Raw genomic sequence first — 16206 nt, 5'->3', positions numbered from 1 at the left:
GCCGACTGGGGCGGCCCCGGCCGCCAGCCGCAGCGCATGGAGCCGGGCCGTGGCCGCCCCCGACGCACAGGCCGGACCCGCGCACCACGGCGTCGCCTCGGCATCCGCCGGGCCCTGATGCTCCTGCTCGCGGTATTCCTGGTGATCGGTGGCGGCACGCTGCTGTGGGCGGATTCCCAGCTGCAGCGCACGGAGGCCCTCCAGAATTACGAGGGCCGCGTAGGCGGAACCGCGGGCACCAACTGGCTGCTCGTCGGCTCGGACTCCCGCGCCGGACTGGATCAGGAGACCGCCGATCGGCTTTCCGCGGGCATGCTCGATGAATCGGAGGGCCGCACGGACTCGATCATCCTGGTGCACCTGCCGCTCGTGGGGAAGGCCACGATGATCAGCCTGCCGCGCGATAGCTTCGTCAACATCCCCGGCTACGGGGAAAATAAGATCAACGCCGCCTTCGCCCTCGGCGGCCCCGCGCTGCTGCAGCGCACGGTCGAGGAGGCCACGGGGCTGCGGATCGACCACTACGCGGAGGTCGGCTTCGCTGGCTTCGCCAACGCCGTGGACGGCGTCGGTGGTGTCGAGATGTGTCTCGAGGAGCCTCTCGATGACCCGATGGCGGGCATCAACCTGCCCGCCGGCTGCCAGGAGCTGGATGGGCCGAATGCCCTGGGCTATGTGCGCTCCCGCTACGCCTCGGCGGGCGGCGACCTGGACCGCGCGGGCCGCCAGCGTCAGCTACTCGCGGCGCTGAGCAAGAAGATGCTCTCCCCCGGCACGCTCTTCAACCCCTTCCGCCTCTTCCCCACGGTCAGCGGCGTCGCCTCATCCCTCACCGTGGACAAGGGCGATCACATGTGGCACCTCGCCCGCCTCGGGGTGAAGATGCGCGGCGCGAAGCAGGAGGTCGTTCCGACCTCGGGCAGCGCGGATAACTACGCGGGCAGCGTCCTACTCTGGGACCAGGCCGCCGCCGAGCAGCTGTTCAGCAGCCTGCGCTAAGCCAGGCTAAGTCCCCGCGCCCGCAGCGCGCCGCACCCGCGGTGCGCATCCACCGCGAGGGCCAGCATGGGTAAAAAGCGGGGCCGGGGAGCCCCGTCAGCGGACTCCCCGACCCCAGCCCCAGCAGGGGCTTAGCGAATCGTGACCTCGCGGGACACGATCGTCTGCTTCGCCTTCTGCTCCTCCGGGGTGAAGCGGCCCGAGTCATTAGCCAGAGCCTCGGCGATCTTCTTATCGAGCGCCTCCAGGCCCTTCTGCCAGACCTGCGGCTCCCAGGAGTTATCGAGGTCCCACACCGGAACCATCACGCCGTGGGTGCGGAACACGCCCGCGAACTTGGAGCCCTCGCCGAGATGCAGCTCGCCAGCAGCGTGGACGCGAGCCAGCGCATTGAGCAGCTCGTTCTCATCCTCCGGGCGGACCCAGCGGATGTGGGCGCGCTCGCCCGGATCAATCCACCAAGCAGCGCCCTTGATGTCCGCGCGCACCTTCTCAGAAGGAAGGACGGAATCGTTGGCGCGGCGCAGCGTCGCCGCGACCTGCGGGTTGTCCTGGTGCTCCTCGGTGAGCCACCAGTTGAAGTCCTGCTCGACGACGATCTCCTCGTCGGCCTTCGGATCCAGCAGGTCGGTCAGCTCCGGCTCGTTGCCGTCAGCCACGCCAACCTCGAGAGCTGCGCCCGGCTCGGCGGTCTTCATCCAGTTCAGCGCGTACGCGAGGTCACGGTTCGGGTTATCGCCCGGGCGCTGCGTCTGCAGCGCGACGAAGCCCTCGCCACCGTCTTCAGCAGCACGGCGCATCGCCGCCACCGCGCCCGGCAGGACGGTCACGAGAGACACCGGGAAGTCGATCCCCTCGACCTCGATCTTCACGCGGGCGGAAGGTACGAACTCCTGCAGCGCGATGAGGTCGGACTCCATCGTGAAGCCCGCGTACGGACGGGCGTCCCGCTGCAGCTTCGCACGCTCCGCGGCGCGGGCAGCGAGCTTCGCCTGGCGGCGGCTCATGCCCTCGGGCAGGTCTTGATTCTTCTTATTTTTCTTAGCCACGCTGCTGATTCTAACCTGCCCTGCGGACAAGCCCCTACCCCACCGCAAAACTAGGCCTGACCCGCGCCTCCGCCGGCCGAGTTTTGCAGCCAGCCCGCAGCCTCCCCGGGGTAGTTTGTCGCCACCCATCGGGCCCCTCGCTGGGCGATCCACCGCAGCTGCTCCGCCTGGTCGACCGTCCAGATGTAATCCGCCGGAGCACTACCCCTCTCGCCCCGAAGGCTCGCCATCGCCTGCTCGATCGACCACCCCGCGTGCCTCGCGATCCCCGATCCCCGCAGCAGCGGCCGTGCGGGCGGGTGGTGCTTCCGGCGCAGCTGGATGCGCTCTACCTGCGGGTTGATCCGCCGGGAGCGCCACAGCGACCAGCTGTCGAAGCTGATCAGGTAGATCCCCTCCCCACCAGCCAGCCCCGCGGCTTCCAACTGGCGGTGCATCTCCGCCTCCACCTGCAGGCTCCGGACATGCGGGTGCTTGGTCTCGATGAATAGTTCGGGTTGGCCAGCGCCCGCGCTGTGCCGCATATCCTGCAGGAACTCCAGCAATTCTCGCAGTTCCAACACGGTGGCCGGCCGGGTTGACGTCCCAAAATTAAGGGCCTTGAGCTCCGCTAACGTCATGCGGGACACCGCCCCCGTCCCGTCAGAGACGCGGTCCACGGTGCGGTCGTGGATGCAGACCGCGTGGCCGTCGCGGGTGAGCCGGATATCGCACTCGTATCCATCCGCGCCCTGGGCGGCCGCGAGCTCGTAAGCGCCGATCGTGTGTTCCGGGCGGTGCTTGGACGCACCACGGTGGGCAATGATTTTTACCTCGTGCTGCACGCCTCCTTTTCTACCGGATTGTGCGCCGCGTTTTGTCTCGCGATTGTTCCGCGCTTGCTCCACGCGTGCTCCGCGCTTGCTCCACGCGTGTTCCGCGCCCTGCCCCACGCTGAAACCGCGTCGTCCCCTCGACCTCCCACCGCGCGCACCGCACCCGCGCTCTCGACCCAACGAAGCCGCCGGGTAATCTTGGGTACGTGCACGAAGCAGCCCCTACCCCGAACGTCACGGACACCTCGCTGGTGTTCGAAGGCGGAGCCATGCGCGTGGTCTTTTCCGCCGCGCTCGTGGAGGCCTTGCTGGAATCGAATGTGAACTTCGCCCACGTCACGGGCAATTCCGCGGCGACCTCTCACGTGGCTAATTACGTTTCCCGCACCACCGACCGGATGCGCAAGACCTTCACCACCTTCCCCTCCGACCCGAATTTCGGCGGTTGGCGGGCCTGGCTGCGCGGGGATGGCTTCTTCAACGCGGGCTATATCTACGGCGAGGCCGGCATGCCGGGCCAGCCGATGGGCATGGACTGGGAAATTTTCGATAGCTCACCGGTGCAGTACCGCATCTCCGGCTTCAACGCGCTGACGGGCGAAACGAAGCACTGGGGCCGGGAGTCGATTCACAGCCCGGAGGACTTCCTGCTCCGAGCCCGCGCGTCTTCTTCCCTCCCGGTCTTCATGCCAGCCACCGAGGTCGACGGGCAGCCGTGGTTCGACGGTGCGTTCGGCCCCACCGGTGGCATCCCCATCGACGCCGCGATGCAGGACGGTTACGACCGCTTCCTCGTGATCATGACCCGCACCCGGATGTACCGGAAGTCCGCGGCGGGGCGCGCGCTGTGGCTGCTGCGTCGCACGCACGGGCAGTACCCGGCGCTGCTGGACTCCATCGCCGACCGTCACGTGCGTTATAACGAGACTCGGGATTACCTTTTCGAGCTGGAGAAGCAGGGTAAGGCGTATCTTTTTATCCCTGAAATCATGAATATCAGCAATCAGGATCGCAATCCGGTGAAGCTTTCCCTGGCCTACCAAGAAGGCCTTGAGCAGGCACGACGCGAGATGCCGGCCATCAAGGAATTCCTCGGCCTTTCCTAGAGCCCTTCCCGTGGCACCGCTGTTTGCCTCTTTCTTTAATGACGTCTCACCCTTGCGAGGCCCCGGGTTTTTCGCCACAATTGGTTACTAACGGCCAGGCGGGAATAAAAGTACTGGTTCGGCCGTTCGTAATAATTAGAACCTTTTCAAAAGAATTCGGAAGGACTGATTGAACAATGGCTAAGTACACGCTGCCTGAGCTCCCATACGCATACGACGCACTGGAGCCACACATCTCGGCCGAGATCATGGAGCTGCACCACTCCAAGCACCACAACACCTACGTGCAGGGTGCTAACGCTGCTCTTGAGGCTATGGAGAAGGCACGCGAGGAGGGCACCAACCCGGATCAGATCCGCGCACTGTCCAAGAACCTTGCGTTCAACCTTGGTGGCCACACCAACCACTCCATCTTCTGGAAGAACCTCTCCCCGAACGGTGGCGGCGAGCCGACCGGCGAGCTGGCTGAGGCTATCAACCGCGACTTCGGCTCCTTCGAGAAGTTCAAGGACCAGTTCTCCTCCGCAGCGCTGGGCCTGCAGGGCTCCGGCTGGGCTGTCCTGGGTTACGACCACATCAGCGAGCAGCTGGTCATCCAGCAGCTGACCGACCAGCAGGGCCAGACCTCCATCAACCTGACCCCGCTGCTGATGCTGGACATGTGGGAGCACGCCTTCTACCTGCAGTACAAGAACGTCAAGGCTGACTACGTGAAGGCAGTCTGGAACGTCTTCAACTGGGAGGACGTCGCCGAGCGTTTCGCTGCAGCGAAGAACTAAGTCTGACTCACAGACTTAGCCCTTAAAGCCTGCGGGCTTTGACCGGGTGGGTCACGGGAGACCGTGGCCCGCCCGGTTTTTTCTTTGCGCTGGTGGTTCCGCCACCAGCTGCGCTTTCGCCAACGGACTTGCTACGTGCCGGGGCTGGGCCCGGCGGCCGGAACGCTTAGCCGAGCACACCCGTCTGGCAGCTCACGCCGTTCGGCCCGTGGTTGCAGTAGCCGTCCGGGTTCTTCGCCAGGTACTGCTGGTGCTCATCCTCCGCGAGGTAGAACTCACCAGCCGGGGTATCCGCTAGCAGCGCGACCTCCGTGGTGATGGGGCCAAAACCGCGCTCAGTGAAAGCCGGCTGCCACGCCTCGATAGCCTGCTCCGCCTGGGCGAGCTGCTCCGCATCCAGGGCATACACCGCACTGCGGTACTGCGAGCCGACGTCATTGCCCTGCCGGTCGCCCTGGGTGGGGTCGTGGTTTTCGAACATGATCCGCAGCAGCTCGGCGGCACTCACCCGCTGCGGGTCGTAGACGATGCGCACGGCCTCGGTGTGGCCGGTGCGCCCGGTGCAGGTTTCACGGTAGGTGGGATTCGGAGTGTATCCGCCGGCGAAGCCCACGGCGGTGGATTCCACGCCCTCCGTGGCCCAGAAGATACGCTCGGCCCCCCAGTAGCAGCCCATACCGACCACGATCTCCGCCTGCCCCTCCCGCCAGGGACCGGTGAGCGGCGTGCCGAGCACCACGTGTGGCTTCGGATCCGGTAGCACCGGGTGCCTTCCGCCTGCCAGCGCCGTCTCCGCGGTGACCCGCGGCGCCCGGTACGCGCCGGCCGTGTTGAGGGCCTTCATTCTTTCGAAAAGATCCACTTCAGCGTGCTCCTCGTGCTCATGGGGCTTGTTTACTGCCTATTCCACCAGGCTGATGCCCGGCGCGCCACGGCGCAACCAGCCGCGCACGGTGCGGGTGGCCACGCAGTCGTCCGCGTTATAGCGCTCCAGGGTCCGCCGGGAGATGTCGGCGGTGCGCCCGCCGGTAGCGACGGCCACCTCGAAGAGGTCCACCGCCGCCTTCCCGTCCACGCCCTCCTGGCTAAAGTGGAAACCCGCCAGTGGGGCGATCGTCTTCAGCCCCAGCGAACCGGTCCCCAGCAGCCCGCGGGAGACGTACTCGAAGACGTCCCCGAACTCCGGGGACTGGATGAATTCGTTGACCTCTGCCAGGGTCGGCATCCGTACCTGGCGCTGCCCGCCGTCGGCGCTGGGGCTACCGTACTCCTGGCCACCGTAGAGCCGGGCGTAGTGGCGCAGCCAGTAGAGCTCGCCCTGTTTGGCGTAGACCCACATCAGGAATCCCCGGCCCTCGGCGTGTGCGCGTTCCCGGCGCCACATGAGCCAGTCCCACATCTCTGCGACGTGGCGGCCCTCATCCCCGGTGGGGCTGAAATCAGAGAAGGCCACGTATTGGTGGCCGTCGAAGGTGCCCCAGAGGAAGGTTCCACGGCTCGGGTGGGCCTCCATATCCACGTCGATCTCCACTGCGTCCTCGCCCTGTGGGAGGACCAGCGGCCCGCGGTACCACTGCTGCACCGGCCGTCGGATGGCCACCTCAGCGCGCATCCAGGCCGCAGCCAGAGCGCTGGCCTCCCCTACGTCGGCGGCAGCGAGCGCGGGCAACGTATTGATGCCCTTATCCCGCCACGGCCGGTTGCGGTCCCCCGGCAGCAGCAGCGAAATGTCCTGCGTCTGGAGCAACTGAGCACGGCAATGATTGTGGAACTCGCAGGTCTGGCACTCCTTGACCCGGGAGGGCGCTGTCGGGACAGGCTCGGAAAAGGCAGCCAATAGCCCGGGGTATAGGCGCTGGGCGTCGAAGAAGTAGCAGCGGGAGCCATCGGGCTCCGCGCCCGAACTGCGGCCGATGATGCCAACGTCGGAGCTGGCAAAACCCCAGCTCAGCAGGATCATATTCGCCATCCCTAGGCGCTGGGCGTCGCTAGCCACGGTGCGGTGACGCAGCGTCGTTGCGGCAGGGCGCCCCAAGCCGAGTGCATCGACGGAGACGACGCGGCAATCCGCGCGGTGGCGGTTCTTCGCCGGGCGGGTCGCGTTGTGCCCGGTGATGATGACTGGCGCGTAGGCCGCGGTCTCGAGCGCCACCCCGGGGTCCATGCGCACAAGCAGGTCCACATGAGCTTCGATCCCGTCGTGCTCGAGGGCCGGGTTGAGGATCAGCCGATCCCCGCGCGCCAGCGCCTCCAGGGTCTCCTCCACCGCGTTCTCGCCGTCAGCGATCTCGCTGCGGGTGGGGCGGAGCTTATCGCCGATCCGGGGCGCGGTGGGCAACTGGGCAAAGACGTAGGAGCGCCGGCGCCACGCTGAGATCCGGCTCGCGACACGCTCGGCGAGGTGCTCCCAATCGCTGTCCAAGTACAGGCGGGTGGTCTGGCCGCCCAACGCCCGGCGCAGTAGCGCACGGTGGCGGCACCCAACCACGTCGGAGGGGCTGAGCCCCGCCTGCTCGGACAAGAAGTAACTCACAACTGCCCTAGCTTAGCCGGGGAGCACCCCTGCGGCCGAAGCGCGGAAAGCCGCCAGCCTACGACTGCATCCGCCCCACCCCGGTATTGCCCCGCGGGTCGCCACACGTTCGCTAAAGTGGTGGGAAGTTAGCCATTTTTCCCAAGCCTGGCGAAGGCTTGGCGTGTGTGTACCGCGACTAATCGCATTAATGAGGAGAATCATGGGTCTATTCAAGAATCTGCGGAAGCGCCGTATCGAACGCAAGGCTGCGTTTAAGGCTGCAAAGACTCGAGCCAAGGTGGATGCCAAGGAGGCCGCGAAGCTGGAGAAGGCTAAGGAGAAGTACCTCCGCAAGACCGCCAAGCAGGTGCGCAAGCTCGACGCTAAGGAGCTGAAGAACCGCCGTAAGCACGAGGAGCAGATGGCGAAGGCGTCCATCGAGCAGCTCAAGGCCGGCCGCTTTAACTCCCGCAATGTGCTGCGCTTCATTGGTGCTTCGCGCGTCGCTGCCCCGGTGGTGGTTCCGCTGGTGTATCGCGCGCTGACCCAGCTGCAGGGCAAGGGCACCGTCACCACGCAGGCTCGCGGCGCTGCTGCGTCTGCGCTGCGTTCCTTCCCAGCGGACGGCGCCCCGCAGCGCGCACGCATTAAGCAGATCCAGAAGTCCGTGGACAAGGGCGTGCCTTCCGGCTTCGCTAAGGACGTCAATGACCGCATGGATGTTCTGATCGAGGCTATTGATAATGCTGGCTCGATGGGCGAAGATCAGCGCAAGCGAGTTTTGGAATCCGTATCTAAGGAGCTCGATCTCGTCGAGGCGCAGATCGCTACCAAGCGTGGTTAGGAACCACGTGATCTTGGCTACTTATTAGCCGCTATCTTCGGCCATTCTTTTATGGCCATTTCTTTCTAATCGAATATTGGGTAGCATTTCTCTCAAATCCCTAAATCATCGATTCAGGAGTTGCTGCACACAATGGCACGCAAAGAAATCACCCAGTATTTCGACGATATCGACAACGCGCCGCTCGCCGCGGAGGACGTTAACGTCGTGGAGTTCGCCGTCGATGGCGTGACCTACTCTATGGACGTTTCGACCGCTAACCGGGAGAAGTTCGAGGAAGCTCTCGCTCCCTATATCGCAGTCGCTCGCCGCGTTCAGCGCACCAGCGCCCGCCGCGCGCCACAGAGCACCAATAGCCCAGAGCGCAGCCGCGCTATCCGCGAATGGGCACAGGCTAACGGTCTTCAGGTTTCCGATCGCGGCCGCATTCCGCAGAATATTGTCGATCAGTACGACGAAGCCCACTCCTAAAGCACACTTCGTGAAAATGCGCTGTGCACACTAGAATTTCGACCATGGCGCTTTCTACCTTTCGCTTTTCTCCAGCCCGCCCCGTCGCGCGAGCCAGCGCAGCTGTTCTGCTCATCGGCTCCCTTGCGATGGCGGGTTGCTCCGCAATTGGTGGCGATAAGCCGGAGCAGAACACGGAAGCCCAGCAGTCGAAGGACGGCCTCCTGCCCGGCGAACCGGTCCAGGGCGTGAAGGGCACCGAGCTGCCCGTCGATACGCTGCCCGCACCAGTGGGGCAGGGCGACTCCGAAACCCGCTGCCCGTATCTCGACGGGGAGTGGCTGCAGACGACTACGGGCCAGCGGTGGACCGCCACGGGCCTCGACGGGCGCTTCGATCCGCCGGCGTGCGTCTTCTGGTCCTACGAGGACGTCCCCCAGGCACAAGTCATGGTGCGCCACATGACCACGAACAAGGACGCCGTCGCCGTCGTGGACCACGCCGCCCCCGTGGACTCCACCCTGAAAGCGCTGAAGCCCGAGGGCTGGAGCGGTGGCCGCAGCGGTGGCAAGGACGGCGAGGGGGCCGTCTACGCTGTGTGGAAGGACCAGACCGCGGTCGTCGTCTTCACCGCCCAGGAACAGTCCCTCAAGGCGGAGCAGATCGCCACGGAGACGATCAAGAACCTCAAGCTCTAAGCCGGCGCGCCCACCATCCTCGAACCCCGGCCCCGGCTGGGCCCGCGGGCGGCCATGCGCTTTTCGGCCAGCGGTCGGCTTAGTCCACGGCCACGCTCGTCCACGGCATCATTGGGCCGATATACGGGAAAACTACCTCCATCAGCAGGAGGAAGATAGCGACCAGCACCACGATCGTGATGATTAGCTTCACCCACCACGGGCCAGGCAGCATTCTCCAGAGTGCGGCGTACATGGTCTAGACCTCCGTGAGCTCTGCCGGCACGAAGCCGGGGGACTTGGGTTCCTTCTTCTCGAGAACAGCGTGGACGATCATGCGCTCCGCATCAGAGAACTGCGGGTGGCAGGTGGTCATCGTCAGCAGGGCTGCGTCCTCAGGCCCAACCTCCACCCCGGGGGCTCCGGGGATCGGGTTGATAACGTTGATGTCGCTGGGCAGGGTGATGTGGCGCCCCTGGACGCCCGCATACGGCCCGCTGGACATCTGTTCCGCAACCTTCTCGGGCAGGCACTTCGCCGCTGCGGCCTTGCGCTGATCGGCGGGGACGTCGATCGGCAGCACCCGATAGATGTTCCACGATCCGGCGGTCTCGACGACGACGGCGTCGCAGGTCTTCAGCAGGCCCAGGTCGTTGAACGGGGAACCGCGGCCGACGCGGTGGCCGGCCATCGCGAAGTTGCCCCGCTCGCCGGGCCCCTGGCTATCGAGGTAGTGGCCCGGCCCCTTCGTCAGGTCACCATCGTTCGTGCCCTTGACCACCGCGAAGTTAAAGTCGCTGCCGAAGGCGGGGATGTGCAGTCGCGCAAAAGCCGCGCCTTCGGTGAGCTCCGTGAGTGGTCGCGGGTTTCGGGAATCCCACTGGCTATCGAGGTCTCCTGCCACGATGGCCTGCTCGCGTCCCGAGGAGATATCAGTCCAGTACACCTCGTAGAATGCGAAGAGCAGGGCGATCACCCCGAAGGTTACGAAGATTTCGCCAAGGACGCTGATCGGGTCCAGCTTCCGGCGGTGCTTACCGTCGCTCATGCGCATTACGTTACACGCTAAGGTTCTTTTCATGATTATCGTCGAATACCCGGTTGCGCTGGTGCTCAAGCTCTGGCACGTGCTTTTCACCAAGGTCTTCGGCATTGCCCCCAGCGTGGCCTGGATCGTGGCGGTGATTTTCCTGGTGCTGACGGTGCGTAGCCTGCTCGCGCCGTTGACCCTGCGCCAGATCCGCTCCTCCCGTAATCTCGCCAATCTGCGCCCGCAGTTGCACGAGCTGAGCCAGGAGTATGCCGGGCGCACTGACGCGGAGTCCCGCAAGGAGCTCAACAAGCGGCGCAAGCAGATGCAGCTCGAGGGCGGCTACCGGATGCGGGACGGCTGCCTTCCGGCGCTGATCCAGATCCCCGTGTTCATCGGCCTGTACCGCATGCTGCTGCGGGTGGCGCGCCCGAACGGCGTGGTGGATCCGAATAACCTGCAGGGTTTCGGGCCTCTTTCCGACGAGGACGTCTACACCTTCATGCATGCCCGCATCTTCGGCGTCCCCCTGATCACCTACGTTCAGATGCCGGAGCAGTCCCTGGCGAACCTGGGTACGGATCAGGCGAGCGTGTTGCGGGTGGCGTTGCCGATGGTGCTGCTTGCCAGTACGTTCACGGCGACGAACCTGATCTTCTCGATCCGGCGGACGAAGGCGACGATGGACCCGAACCAGGGGTTCAGTTATTTCGCGCTGGGACTACTGAAGGTGATGCTGCCGATCGTGTTCTTCATGCCGATCCTGTTTGGGCTGCTGGGCCCACTGCCGGTGATGGTCTTCGTGTACTGGCTGACAAATAACCTGTGCACGCTGACGATCACGCAGGGCATCCACCTGTGGAGCGATAAGACCCACCCGTATACGGAGGAATTCCACGCCCACAACGAGCTGCAGCTGCAGCGCCGCATGGAGAAGAAAGAGGAGAAGAGGGTCGCTAAGCGGCAGAAGCGGCGCACCGGCCGGCACCGCCGCTAGCCGCAACTAGTACTCGCAACTAGCACCCAGTAGCCGTGCCACGGCGAAATGCGGCCGACGCAGCGGCGCGGGTGAGCCCAGGCTCTGGCCCTGGCTAGATGTAGTAGCTCATCGGGACCGTGAGCAGCAGCTGCTTGGCCATGTCCCGAGCGGTCTCCAGAGGGCCGACGTGGCGGTTCATCTTCGAGCCCACGAGGCCACCGTCGAGAAAGATCATCAGCTGATCAGCCAGCGAGCGGGAGGTGTAGCCAAAGCGCTCGGTGAGCAGCTCGGCCATGGTCTCGCGAACCCAGGTGCGGTGAGCCATCGCGGCCTCGCGGATGCGCACCTCGGATTCCACCTCCGGGCGCGGGTATTCACTGGCGGCGTTCTGGAAGTGAGAGCCGCGGTAGTTATTCTCCGGCTCGGTCTTGATGCACAGGTCGAAGAAGGCGATGATGCGCTCTTCCGGCTTCTCGCGATCCTTGGCGAGCTCCTCCCAGTCCTCGCGCCACTTCTGGTCGAGCGCCTCGAGGTAGGCGACCACGAGGTTGTCCTTGGAGCCGAAGAGGGAATAGAGGCTGGCCTTGGCGACGTCCGCGTCCCGGAGGATGCGGTCGATGCCGATCACGCGGATGCCTTCGGTGGTGAAGAGGTTCGTGGCGCTGGCCAGCAGGCGCTGCCGAGGCCCCGGGCGGTTACGCCGCCTGGAGGTGGCCTTCTTCGTGGCCTTCTTGGCGGTGGTCTTCTTCACCGCAGCTTTCTTCGCCGTGGCCTTTTTGGCGGGCCCCATCCCTCGGTCACTTCCTCTTCTTTTCAGTCAATAAAGTTCTCCCCCGGCCATGGGTAGTCAGGCCAGGGGAAAAGAACTCAGTCAAGCATCCTACTTGTTGCGTGGACGCACGACCATCATCGGGCACGGCGCGTACTGCAGCAGCGCGCGGGAAGTGGAGCCCAGCAGCATGCCGCGGAAGCCACCACGACCGTGGGAACCCAGGACGAGCAGCTGCGCGCCCTCAGCCTCGTCCTGCAGGGCGCCGACCGGACGATCACGAGCAATGATCTCGGTGACCTTCACGTCCGGGTAACGCTCAGCGAACGGCGCGATCTCCTGCTTCAGCAGGGCGATGTGCTCGGCCTTCTCCTGCTCGCCGGCGTTGAGGCCGGCGTAGGAGGCGTAGAACTGGGAGTCATTCCAGGCGTGCACGGCGGTGAGGCTAGCGCCGCGGGCAGATGCCTCGCGGAAGGCCTGCTCCATCGCCTGGCGGGACACCTCGGAGCCGTCGACACCGACGACGACCGGGCCGTACTTGGACTCCTCGCTGACGTCGCTATCCTTGCGCACGACCACGACCGGGCAGTCGGCGTGGGAGACGACCGCGGAGGAGACGGAGCCCATGACCAGGCCGGAAAGCCCACCCAGGCCGCGGGAGCCCATGACGATCATCTCCGCGTCGCGGGAGAAGTTCAGGAGGATGTCCACTGGGGAGCCCTCCTTCACCGCGTGGGAGACCTTAATATCCGCGTTGAAGTTGCGAACCAGCTCGTGGGCGGTCTCAATGCGATCGTTAGCCTCACCCTCGAGGTCGTCGTAAAGCTCCTGCGGCGGAACCATGCCGTCGGCGTACATGAACTGCGGCATGGTGTACGCAGAGACGAGCTTCAGCGGCTGATTACGCTTCAGCGCGGCGTTAGCTGCCCAGAGAACAGCGGTGTTGCTGGCCTCGGAGCCGTCCACTGCGACGATAATCTCGCGTCCGGAGTTGGTATTCTGTGGCTGATCGCTCATCGCGACTGTGTCCTTCCCAATAGAACTTTTGTCCTACCCCCATTATCCTGGCTTTTCATTGCGCTCGCTACCGCAATGAATTGATTTCCAATAACCGGAGGAATCAGACGAAAAAGACCCCTTTTTTGGAGGGGTCTTGTGGTGAATTAAGGCTTCTTAGGCTCCGGCAGCGGGACGTCGTGGGCGCCCGGTGCGTTGGATGGGGAGATCAGCTCCCAAAGCACCTGGAGGAAGCCCTTGACCACACGGCCGAAGTCGGTAGCGAAGAAGCTGGCGAGCGAGTTCATAATCACGTTGAGATCCATGAAGAAAGTTTTAGCACCCTAATGGTTCCCCTCGCAATTAAGGATGGCCTCAATCCCTCCCGGGTGGCCTTGCCGCATACGGCGGAGCCCACCCCGGCCCTCGACTTCCTCCGCGAGCTCATCTCAGCCCAGCGCCACCGCCACCCCGAGGACGACGAGGCCGCCCTGCTGGAACGCTTTGCCGCCGGGGAGGTCGTCGACGACGCCGGTCGCCCCCTCTCCCCCAGCGACGTCATCCGCCCCGGTCGCTACATCAACTTCTACCGCCGACCCGCCCCCGAGCGCCCGGTCCCTGGTCAATTGCGCCTCCTTTTTCAGGACGCCAACCTGCTGGTGGTTGATAAGCCGCCTTTCATGGCGACTTTGCCACGGGGCCAGCACATCGTGGAGACCGCCCTGGTCCGAGCACGCCGGCAATTCGGAATCCCCGAGCTGAGCCCGGCCCACCGGCTGGATCGGCTGACCCGTGGCGTATTGATGTTCACGGTGCGGCCCGAGGTTCGGGGCCCGTACCAGCGCCTCTTCGATGAACGGGTGCCGGAGAAGACCTACGAGGCCGTGACTCTGCCCGCTGATCAGGCGCCCTTCTCTCCTCTCCCACGATTCCGGGGATGGCGGGAGTGGCTCGCGCCGACGCCGGAACAGCCGTGGCTGCTTCGCCACCACATGGTGAAGGAACGGGGCCGGCTGGCCACTTATCTTGTCGAACCAGAGGCTGCGGTGATCGAGGTTTGCGCCGCTCAAGAGTCCGGCTCGGCGGACGCCTCCCCTGGTCACGATATGTTTCCCACACCACCGAATGCGCTGACCAAGGTGGTGGGGTTGCGAGCTGAGCGCCGCACGCTCGCAACCGCCACGGACCCCACCCCTCGGGAGCGGGAAGTGCTGGTCTGGGAACTGGTGCCGGAGACGGGCAAGACTCACCAGCTGCGCGTCGCCCTGAGAACCCTAGGGCTGCCGATCCTCAACGACCCTCTCTACGAGGAGCTTTCGGATGCGGCACTACACGACCCGAGCGCGCCGCTGCCGAGCCCACCATTTGCTGGCGAGGAGGATTTCAGCCGCCCCATGGAACTCACGGCTCAGCGTTTGCGTTTCGAGGATCCGCTGACGGGCGAGTTACGGGAGTTCTCGACATACTAGGCGGTCGCTGTACCAAGCCGTCCCGGAACGTCTCGGGAAGAGGGCCGCCAGCGGCCGCCTAACGGCCCCAGGACAGCTTGGCGACGCTGCTTTAGACAATCTCCGATTCGCCGGGCTCGCGTCGGTGCAGCAACCGGTTCGTGTACAGCGCGCCTGCGGCCAACACGAGGACAACAATGAGGGCTGTCAGGGTATATGCGCTGAGGTAGGAGTCGTGCGCATGCTGGAGAACCGTTGCCTTCACGGAGCCGTCGGGAAGACCGGCGGCGAATTGGACGGCGTCCTGGAGGCTGACATTCGGCTCGTGCCCCGCAGATCCGTGGGAGCCTGCGAGGGCGGGCGCGTTGACGTCGTAAAAAATGGAGTAGACGAGGGTAATCGCACTGCCGAGGATGGCGACGGACATCAGCGCACCGAGCTCGTAGGAGACCTCCTCGATGGAGGAGGCCATACCTGCACGGTTCGGTGGTGCCCCTCCAATCATCGCGATCGATGACACGGCCATGGACGCACCGAGCCCGATCCCAAGAATCCCGAGCCCGGTGAGGATCACTGCGTTGGAATTAGCCTTGGAGCCAACGGCAACGATGATCGCACCAAAGGCGCCCACTGCCATGCCCCCGGCGATGAACGGCCTCGCGCCATGAACGGTGTACAGCCGGCCGGCGGTGAGGGAACTGATCAGGGAACCAACAGCGACGATGGTGACGTACACGCCTGCGTGCAGTGGGCTGAAGCCGTCAATCAGCTGGAGGCGCTGGGTGGTGAGGAAGTCGAAGCCAGCGACCGCGAACATCGCCAGTCCTGCGCCGAAGACGCCGGAGAGGAATGGCGGGGAGCGGAAGATGCCGAAGTCCAAGAGCGGCTCTTGCAATTTGCCCTGACGCTTCGTGAACCGAAAGCCGAAGATCAGCGCCACCGCAATGGCGATGGCGACGACCGTCCAGTCGACGGGTCGGTGCGCAAGCTGCTTGATGAAGAGCACAAAGGAGACCAGCAGGATCATTGCCTGCAGGACTGAACGGAAGTCCCAGGCCTGGTCCGGATTGGGTTCGTCGCGTTTGGAGACGAAGGGCAGCGCGATGAGCGCGGCTAGGACGATGGGGACGTTCATGAGGAAGACGGAGCCCCAACGGAAGTATTCGAGGAGGAGTCCACCGACCACCGGGCCGAACGCGGCGGCGAGGGTGGCGAGCGCTGACCAGATGCCGATTGCGAGGTTCATCTCGGCGGGTTCTTCGAAGGTGTGCCTGATGAGAGCCAGGGTGGCGGGCATCATCGTGGCCGCGCCGATGGCCAGCAGGCCCCGGGCGGTGATGAGGGTGGCGACATTGGGGCTATAACCGCCCAGCACGGACGCGAGACCGAAGATGCTGAGGCCGAGGATGAACAGGCGCCGGTGGCCGACTTTGTCGCCGAGGGTGCCGGTGCCGAGGAGCAGCCCACAGATGACGATGGGGTAGGCGTTGATGATCCACAGCATTTGCGGTGCGGTGGCATCGAGTTCCGCGACGATGGTTGGGAGGGCGGTGTAGAGGACTGTGTTGTCCAGGCAGACGAGGAACACTCCCATGCCGACGGTGGCGAGGAGGAACCAGCGGCGTGGGTCCTTGGCGATTTCGTTCATTTTGTGCGCCGTCCAGCTTCTTCGAATTCACTCCGGTTCGGGTATCTAGGGTTGAGACACCAAAAGCCCCCGTTGGGGGTTAAACGACAAAAGGGGACGCGG

At 64.7% G+C, this 16206-nt stretch carries 18 protein-coding genes; 8 read left to right on the top strand and 10 right to left on the bottom strand.

Annotated elements, in window-relative coordinates; genetic code table 11:
* A partial coding sequence (locus HMPREF3097_RS09395; RefSeq protein ID WP_246821361.1) for an LCP family protein occupies positions 1 to 999 on the top strand: 999 nt, incomplete at its 5' end.
* 131 nt (positions 1000 to 1130) lie between these two features.
* Here HMPREF3097_RS09395 and HMPREF3097_RS09390 read toward each other — a convergent pair.
* On the bottom strand, positions 1131 to 2048 hold the full coding sequence (locus HMPREF3097_RS09390) for a DUF5926 family protein (RefSeq protein ID WP_070758719.1): 918 nt from the start codon (positions 2046 to 2048) through the stop codon (positions 1131 to 1133).
* A gap of 50 nt (positions 2049 to 2098) precedes the next feature.
* Entirely contained in the window at positions 2099 to 2872 is a 774-nt protein-coding gene (locus HMPREF3097_RS09385) for a glycerophosphodiester phosphodiesterase (RefSeq protein WP_246821360.1), read from the bottom strand.
* A gap of 197 nt (positions 2873 to 3069) precedes the next feature.
* On the opposite strand from HMPREF3097_RS09385, the gene HMPREF3097_RS09380 reads away from it, so the two are divergent.
* Both HMPREF3097_RS09380 and HMPREF3097_RS09375 read left to right on the top strand, forming a co-directional pair.
* On the top strand, positions 3070 to 3969 hold the full coding sequence (locus HMPREF3097_RS09380) for a patatin-like phospholipase family protein (RefSeq protein WP_070758721.1): 900 nt from the start codon (positions 3070 to 3072) through the stop codon (positions 3967 to 3969).
* A 176-nt stretch (positions 3970 to 4145) separates the two neighbouring features.
* On the top strand, positions 4146 to 4748 hold the full coding sequence (locus tag HMPREF3097_RS09375) for a superoxide dismutase (RefSeq protein WP_070758722.1): 603 nt from the start codon (positions 4146 to 4148) through the stop codon (positions 4746 to 4748).
* A gap of 166 nt (positions 4749 to 4914) precedes the next feature.
* Here the strand turns inward: HMPREF3097_RS09375 and msrA are convergent, their stop codons facing one another.
* Positions 4915 to 5610 (bottom strand): peptide-methionine (S)-S-oxide reductase MsrA, encoded by a 696-nt coding sequence (gene msrA / locus HMPREF3097_RS09370; RefSeq protein ID WP_070762036.1) that lies wholly within the window; start codon positions 5608 to 5610, stop codon positions 4915 to 4917.
* A 39-nt stretch (positions 5611 to 5649) separates the two neighbouring features.
* Complete coding sequence (locus HMPREF3097_RS09365) at positions 5650 to 7281, bottom strand: TM0106 family RecB-like putative nuclease (protein ID WP_070762034.1); 1632 nt, start codon at positions 7279 to 7281, stop codon at positions 5650 to 5652.
* Between the two features lie 202 nt (positions 7282 to 7483).
* On the opposite strand from HMPREF3097_RS09365, the gene HMPREF3097_RS09360 reads away from it, so the two are divergent.
* The 3 genes from HMPREF3097_RS09360 (at position 7484) to HMPREF3097_RS09350 (ending at position 9255) form a co-directional block, all read left to right on the top strand.
* Entirely contained in the window at positions 7484 to 8107 is a 624-nt protein-coding gene (locus HMPREF3097_RS09360; protein WP_070758253.1) for a DUF6474 family protein, read from the top strand.
* 132 nt (positions 8108 to 8239) lie between these two features.
* Positions 8240 to 8578 carry a histone-like nucleoid-structuring protein Lsr2 gene (locus tag HMPREF3097_RS09355; RefSeq protein ID WP_070762032.1) on the top strand — a complete coding sequence of 113 codons (339 nt, stop codon included), beginning with the start codon at positions 8240 to 8242 and terminating at the stop codon, positions 8576 to 8578.
* Between the two features lie 44 nt (positions 8579 to 8622).
* A complete protein-coding gene (locus HMPREF3097_RS09350) occupies positions 8623 to 9255 on the top strand; it encodes a DUF2020 domain-containing protein (RefSeq protein WP_012359383.1) in 633 nt (210 codons plus the stop codon).
* A 79-nt stretch (positions 9256 to 9334) separates the two neighbouring features.
* Here the strand turns inward: HMPREF3097_RS09350 and HMPREF3097_RS09780 are convergent, their stop codons facing one another.
* Together HMPREF3097_RS09780 and HMPREF3097_RS09345 are read right to left on the bottom strand one after the other, a co-directional pair.
* Positions 9335 to 9490, bottom strand: a complete 156-nt coding sequence (locus HMPREF3097_RS09780; RefSeq protein WP_012359382.1) for a hypothetical protein — start codon at positions 9488 to 9490, stop codon at positions 9335 to 9337.
* 3 nt (positions 9491 to 9493) lie between these two features.
* Complete coding sequence (locus tag HMPREF3097_RS09345) at positions 9494 to 10315, bottom strand: class E sortase (RefSeq protein WP_015381112.1); 822 nt, start codon at positions 10313 to 10315, stop codon at positions 9494 to 9496.
* Between HMPREF3097_RS09345 and yidC the strand changes: the two genes are divergently transcribed.
* Entirely contained in the window at positions 10314 to 11261 is a 948-nt protein-coding gene (yidC, locus tag HMPREF3097_RS09340) for a membrane protein insertase YidC (RefSeq protein ID WP_070762030.1), read from the top strand. The genes HMPREF3097_RS09345 and yidC overlap by 2 nt on opposite strands.
* A gap of 94 nt (positions 11262 to 11355) precedes the next feature.
* Here yidC and HMPREF3097_RS09335 read toward each other — a convergent pair whose 3' ends face one another.
* The 3 genes from HMPREF3097_RS09335 to HMPREF3097_RS10000 all read right to left on the bottom strand — a co-directional run bounded on the left by HMPREF3097_RS09335 (position 11356) and on the right by HMPREF3097_RS10000 (position 13334).
* A complete protein-coding gene (locus HMPREF3097_RS09335; protein ID WP_070758243.1) occupies positions 11356 to 12033 on the bottom strand; it encodes a TetR/AcrR family transcriptional regulator in 678 nt (225 codons plus the stop codon).
* A 90-nt stretch (positions 12034 to 12123) separates the two neighbouring features.
* Complete coding sequence (locus HMPREF3097_RS09330; protein ID WP_070758241.1) at positions 12124 to 13029, bottom strand: universal stress protein; 906 nt, start codon at positions 13027 to 13029, stop codon at positions 12124 to 12126.
* A gap of 146 nt (positions 13030 to 13175) precedes the next feature.
* Positions 13176 to 13334: a hypothetical protein gene (locus tag HMPREF3097_RS10000; protein ID WP_246818008.1), complete on the bottom strand. Its 159-nt coding sequence runs from the start codon at positions 13332 to 13334 to the stop codon at positions 13176 to 13178.
* A 21-nt stretch (positions 13335 to 13355) separates the two neighbouring features.
* Between HMPREF3097_RS10000 and HMPREF3097_RS09325 the strand changes: the two genes are divergently transcribed.
* Entirely contained in the window at positions 13356 to 14477 is a 1122-nt protein-coding gene (locus HMPREF3097_RS09325) for a pseudouridine synthase (RefSeq protein ID WP_070762029.1), read from the top strand.
* Between the two features lie 91 nt (positions 14478 to 14568).
* On the opposite strand, the gene HMPREF3097_RS09320 is transcribed toward HMPREF3097_RS09325, so the two are convergent.
* Positions 14569 to 16104, bottom strand: a complete 1536-nt coding sequence (locus HMPREF3097_RS09320; RefSeq protein WP_070762027.1) for an MFS transporter — start codon at positions 16102 to 16104, stop codon at positions 14569 to 14571.
* Between the last annotated feature and the right edge of the window lie 102 nt (positions 16105 to 16206).

The organism is Corynebacterium sp. HMSC27B11 (assembly GCF_001815985.1).
In the GTDB taxonomy this organism is placed as follows: Bacteria; Actinomycetota; Actinomycetes; order Mycobacteriales; family Mycobacteriaceae; genus Corynebacterium.
This window is presented reverse-complemented; position numbering and strand designations above follow the sequence as displayed.

Excerpts from the sequence above, each read along its gene's own strand:
- HMPREF3097_RS09375 (WP_070758722.1), top strand. The coding sequence starts at position 4,146 with ATGGCTAAGTACACGCTGCCTGAGCTCCCATACGCATACGACGCACTG.
- HMPREF3097_RS09360 (WP_070758253.1), top strand. The coding sequence starts at position 7,484 with ATGGGTCTATTCAAGAATCTGCGGAAGCGCCGTATCGAACGCAAGGCT.
- HMPREF3097_RS09355 (WP_070762032.1), top strand. The coding sequence starts at position 8,240 with ATGGCACGCAAAGAAATCACCCAGTATTTCGACGATATCGACAACGCG.
- HMPREF3097_RS09350 (WP_012359383.1), top strand. The coding sequence starts at position 8,623 with ATGGCGCTTTCTACCTTTCGCTTTTCTCCAGCCCGCCCCGTCGCGCGA.
- HMPREF3097_RS09780 (WP_012359382.1), bottom strand. The coding sequence starts at position 9,490 with ATGTACGCCGCACTCTGGAGAATGCTGCCTGGCCCGTGGTGGGTGAAG.
- yidC (WP_070762030.1), top strand. The coding sequence starts at position 10,314 with ATGATTATCGTCGAATACCCGGTTGCGCTGGTGCTCAAGCTCTGGCAC.
- HMPREF3097_RS09345 (WP_015381112.1), bottom strand. The coding sequence starts at position 10,315 with ATGAAAAGAACCTTAGCGTGTAACGTAATGCGCATGAGCGACGGTAAG.
- HMPREF3097_RS09335 (WP_070758243.1), bottom strand. The coding sequence starts at position 12,033 with ATGGGGCCCGCCAAAAAGGCCACGGCGAAGAAAGCTGCGGTGAAGAAG.
- HMPREF3097_RS09330 (WP_070758241.1), bottom strand. The coding sequence starts at position 13,029 with ATGAGCGATCAGCCACAGAATACCAACTCCGGACGCGAGATTATCGTC.
- HMPREF3097_RS10000 (WP_246818008.1), bottom strand. The coding sequence starts at position 13,334 with ATGGATCTCAACGTGATTATGAACTCGCTCGCCAGCTTCTTCGCTACC.
- HMPREF3097_RS09325 (WP_070762029.1), top strand. The coding sequence starts at position 13,356 with ATGGTTCCCCTCGCAATTAAGGATGGCCTCAATCCCTCCCGGGTGGCC.
- HMPREF3097_RS09320 (WP_070762027.1), bottom strand. The coding sequence starts at position 16,104 with ATGAACGAAATCGCCAAGGACCCACGCCGCTGGTTCCTCCTCGCCACC.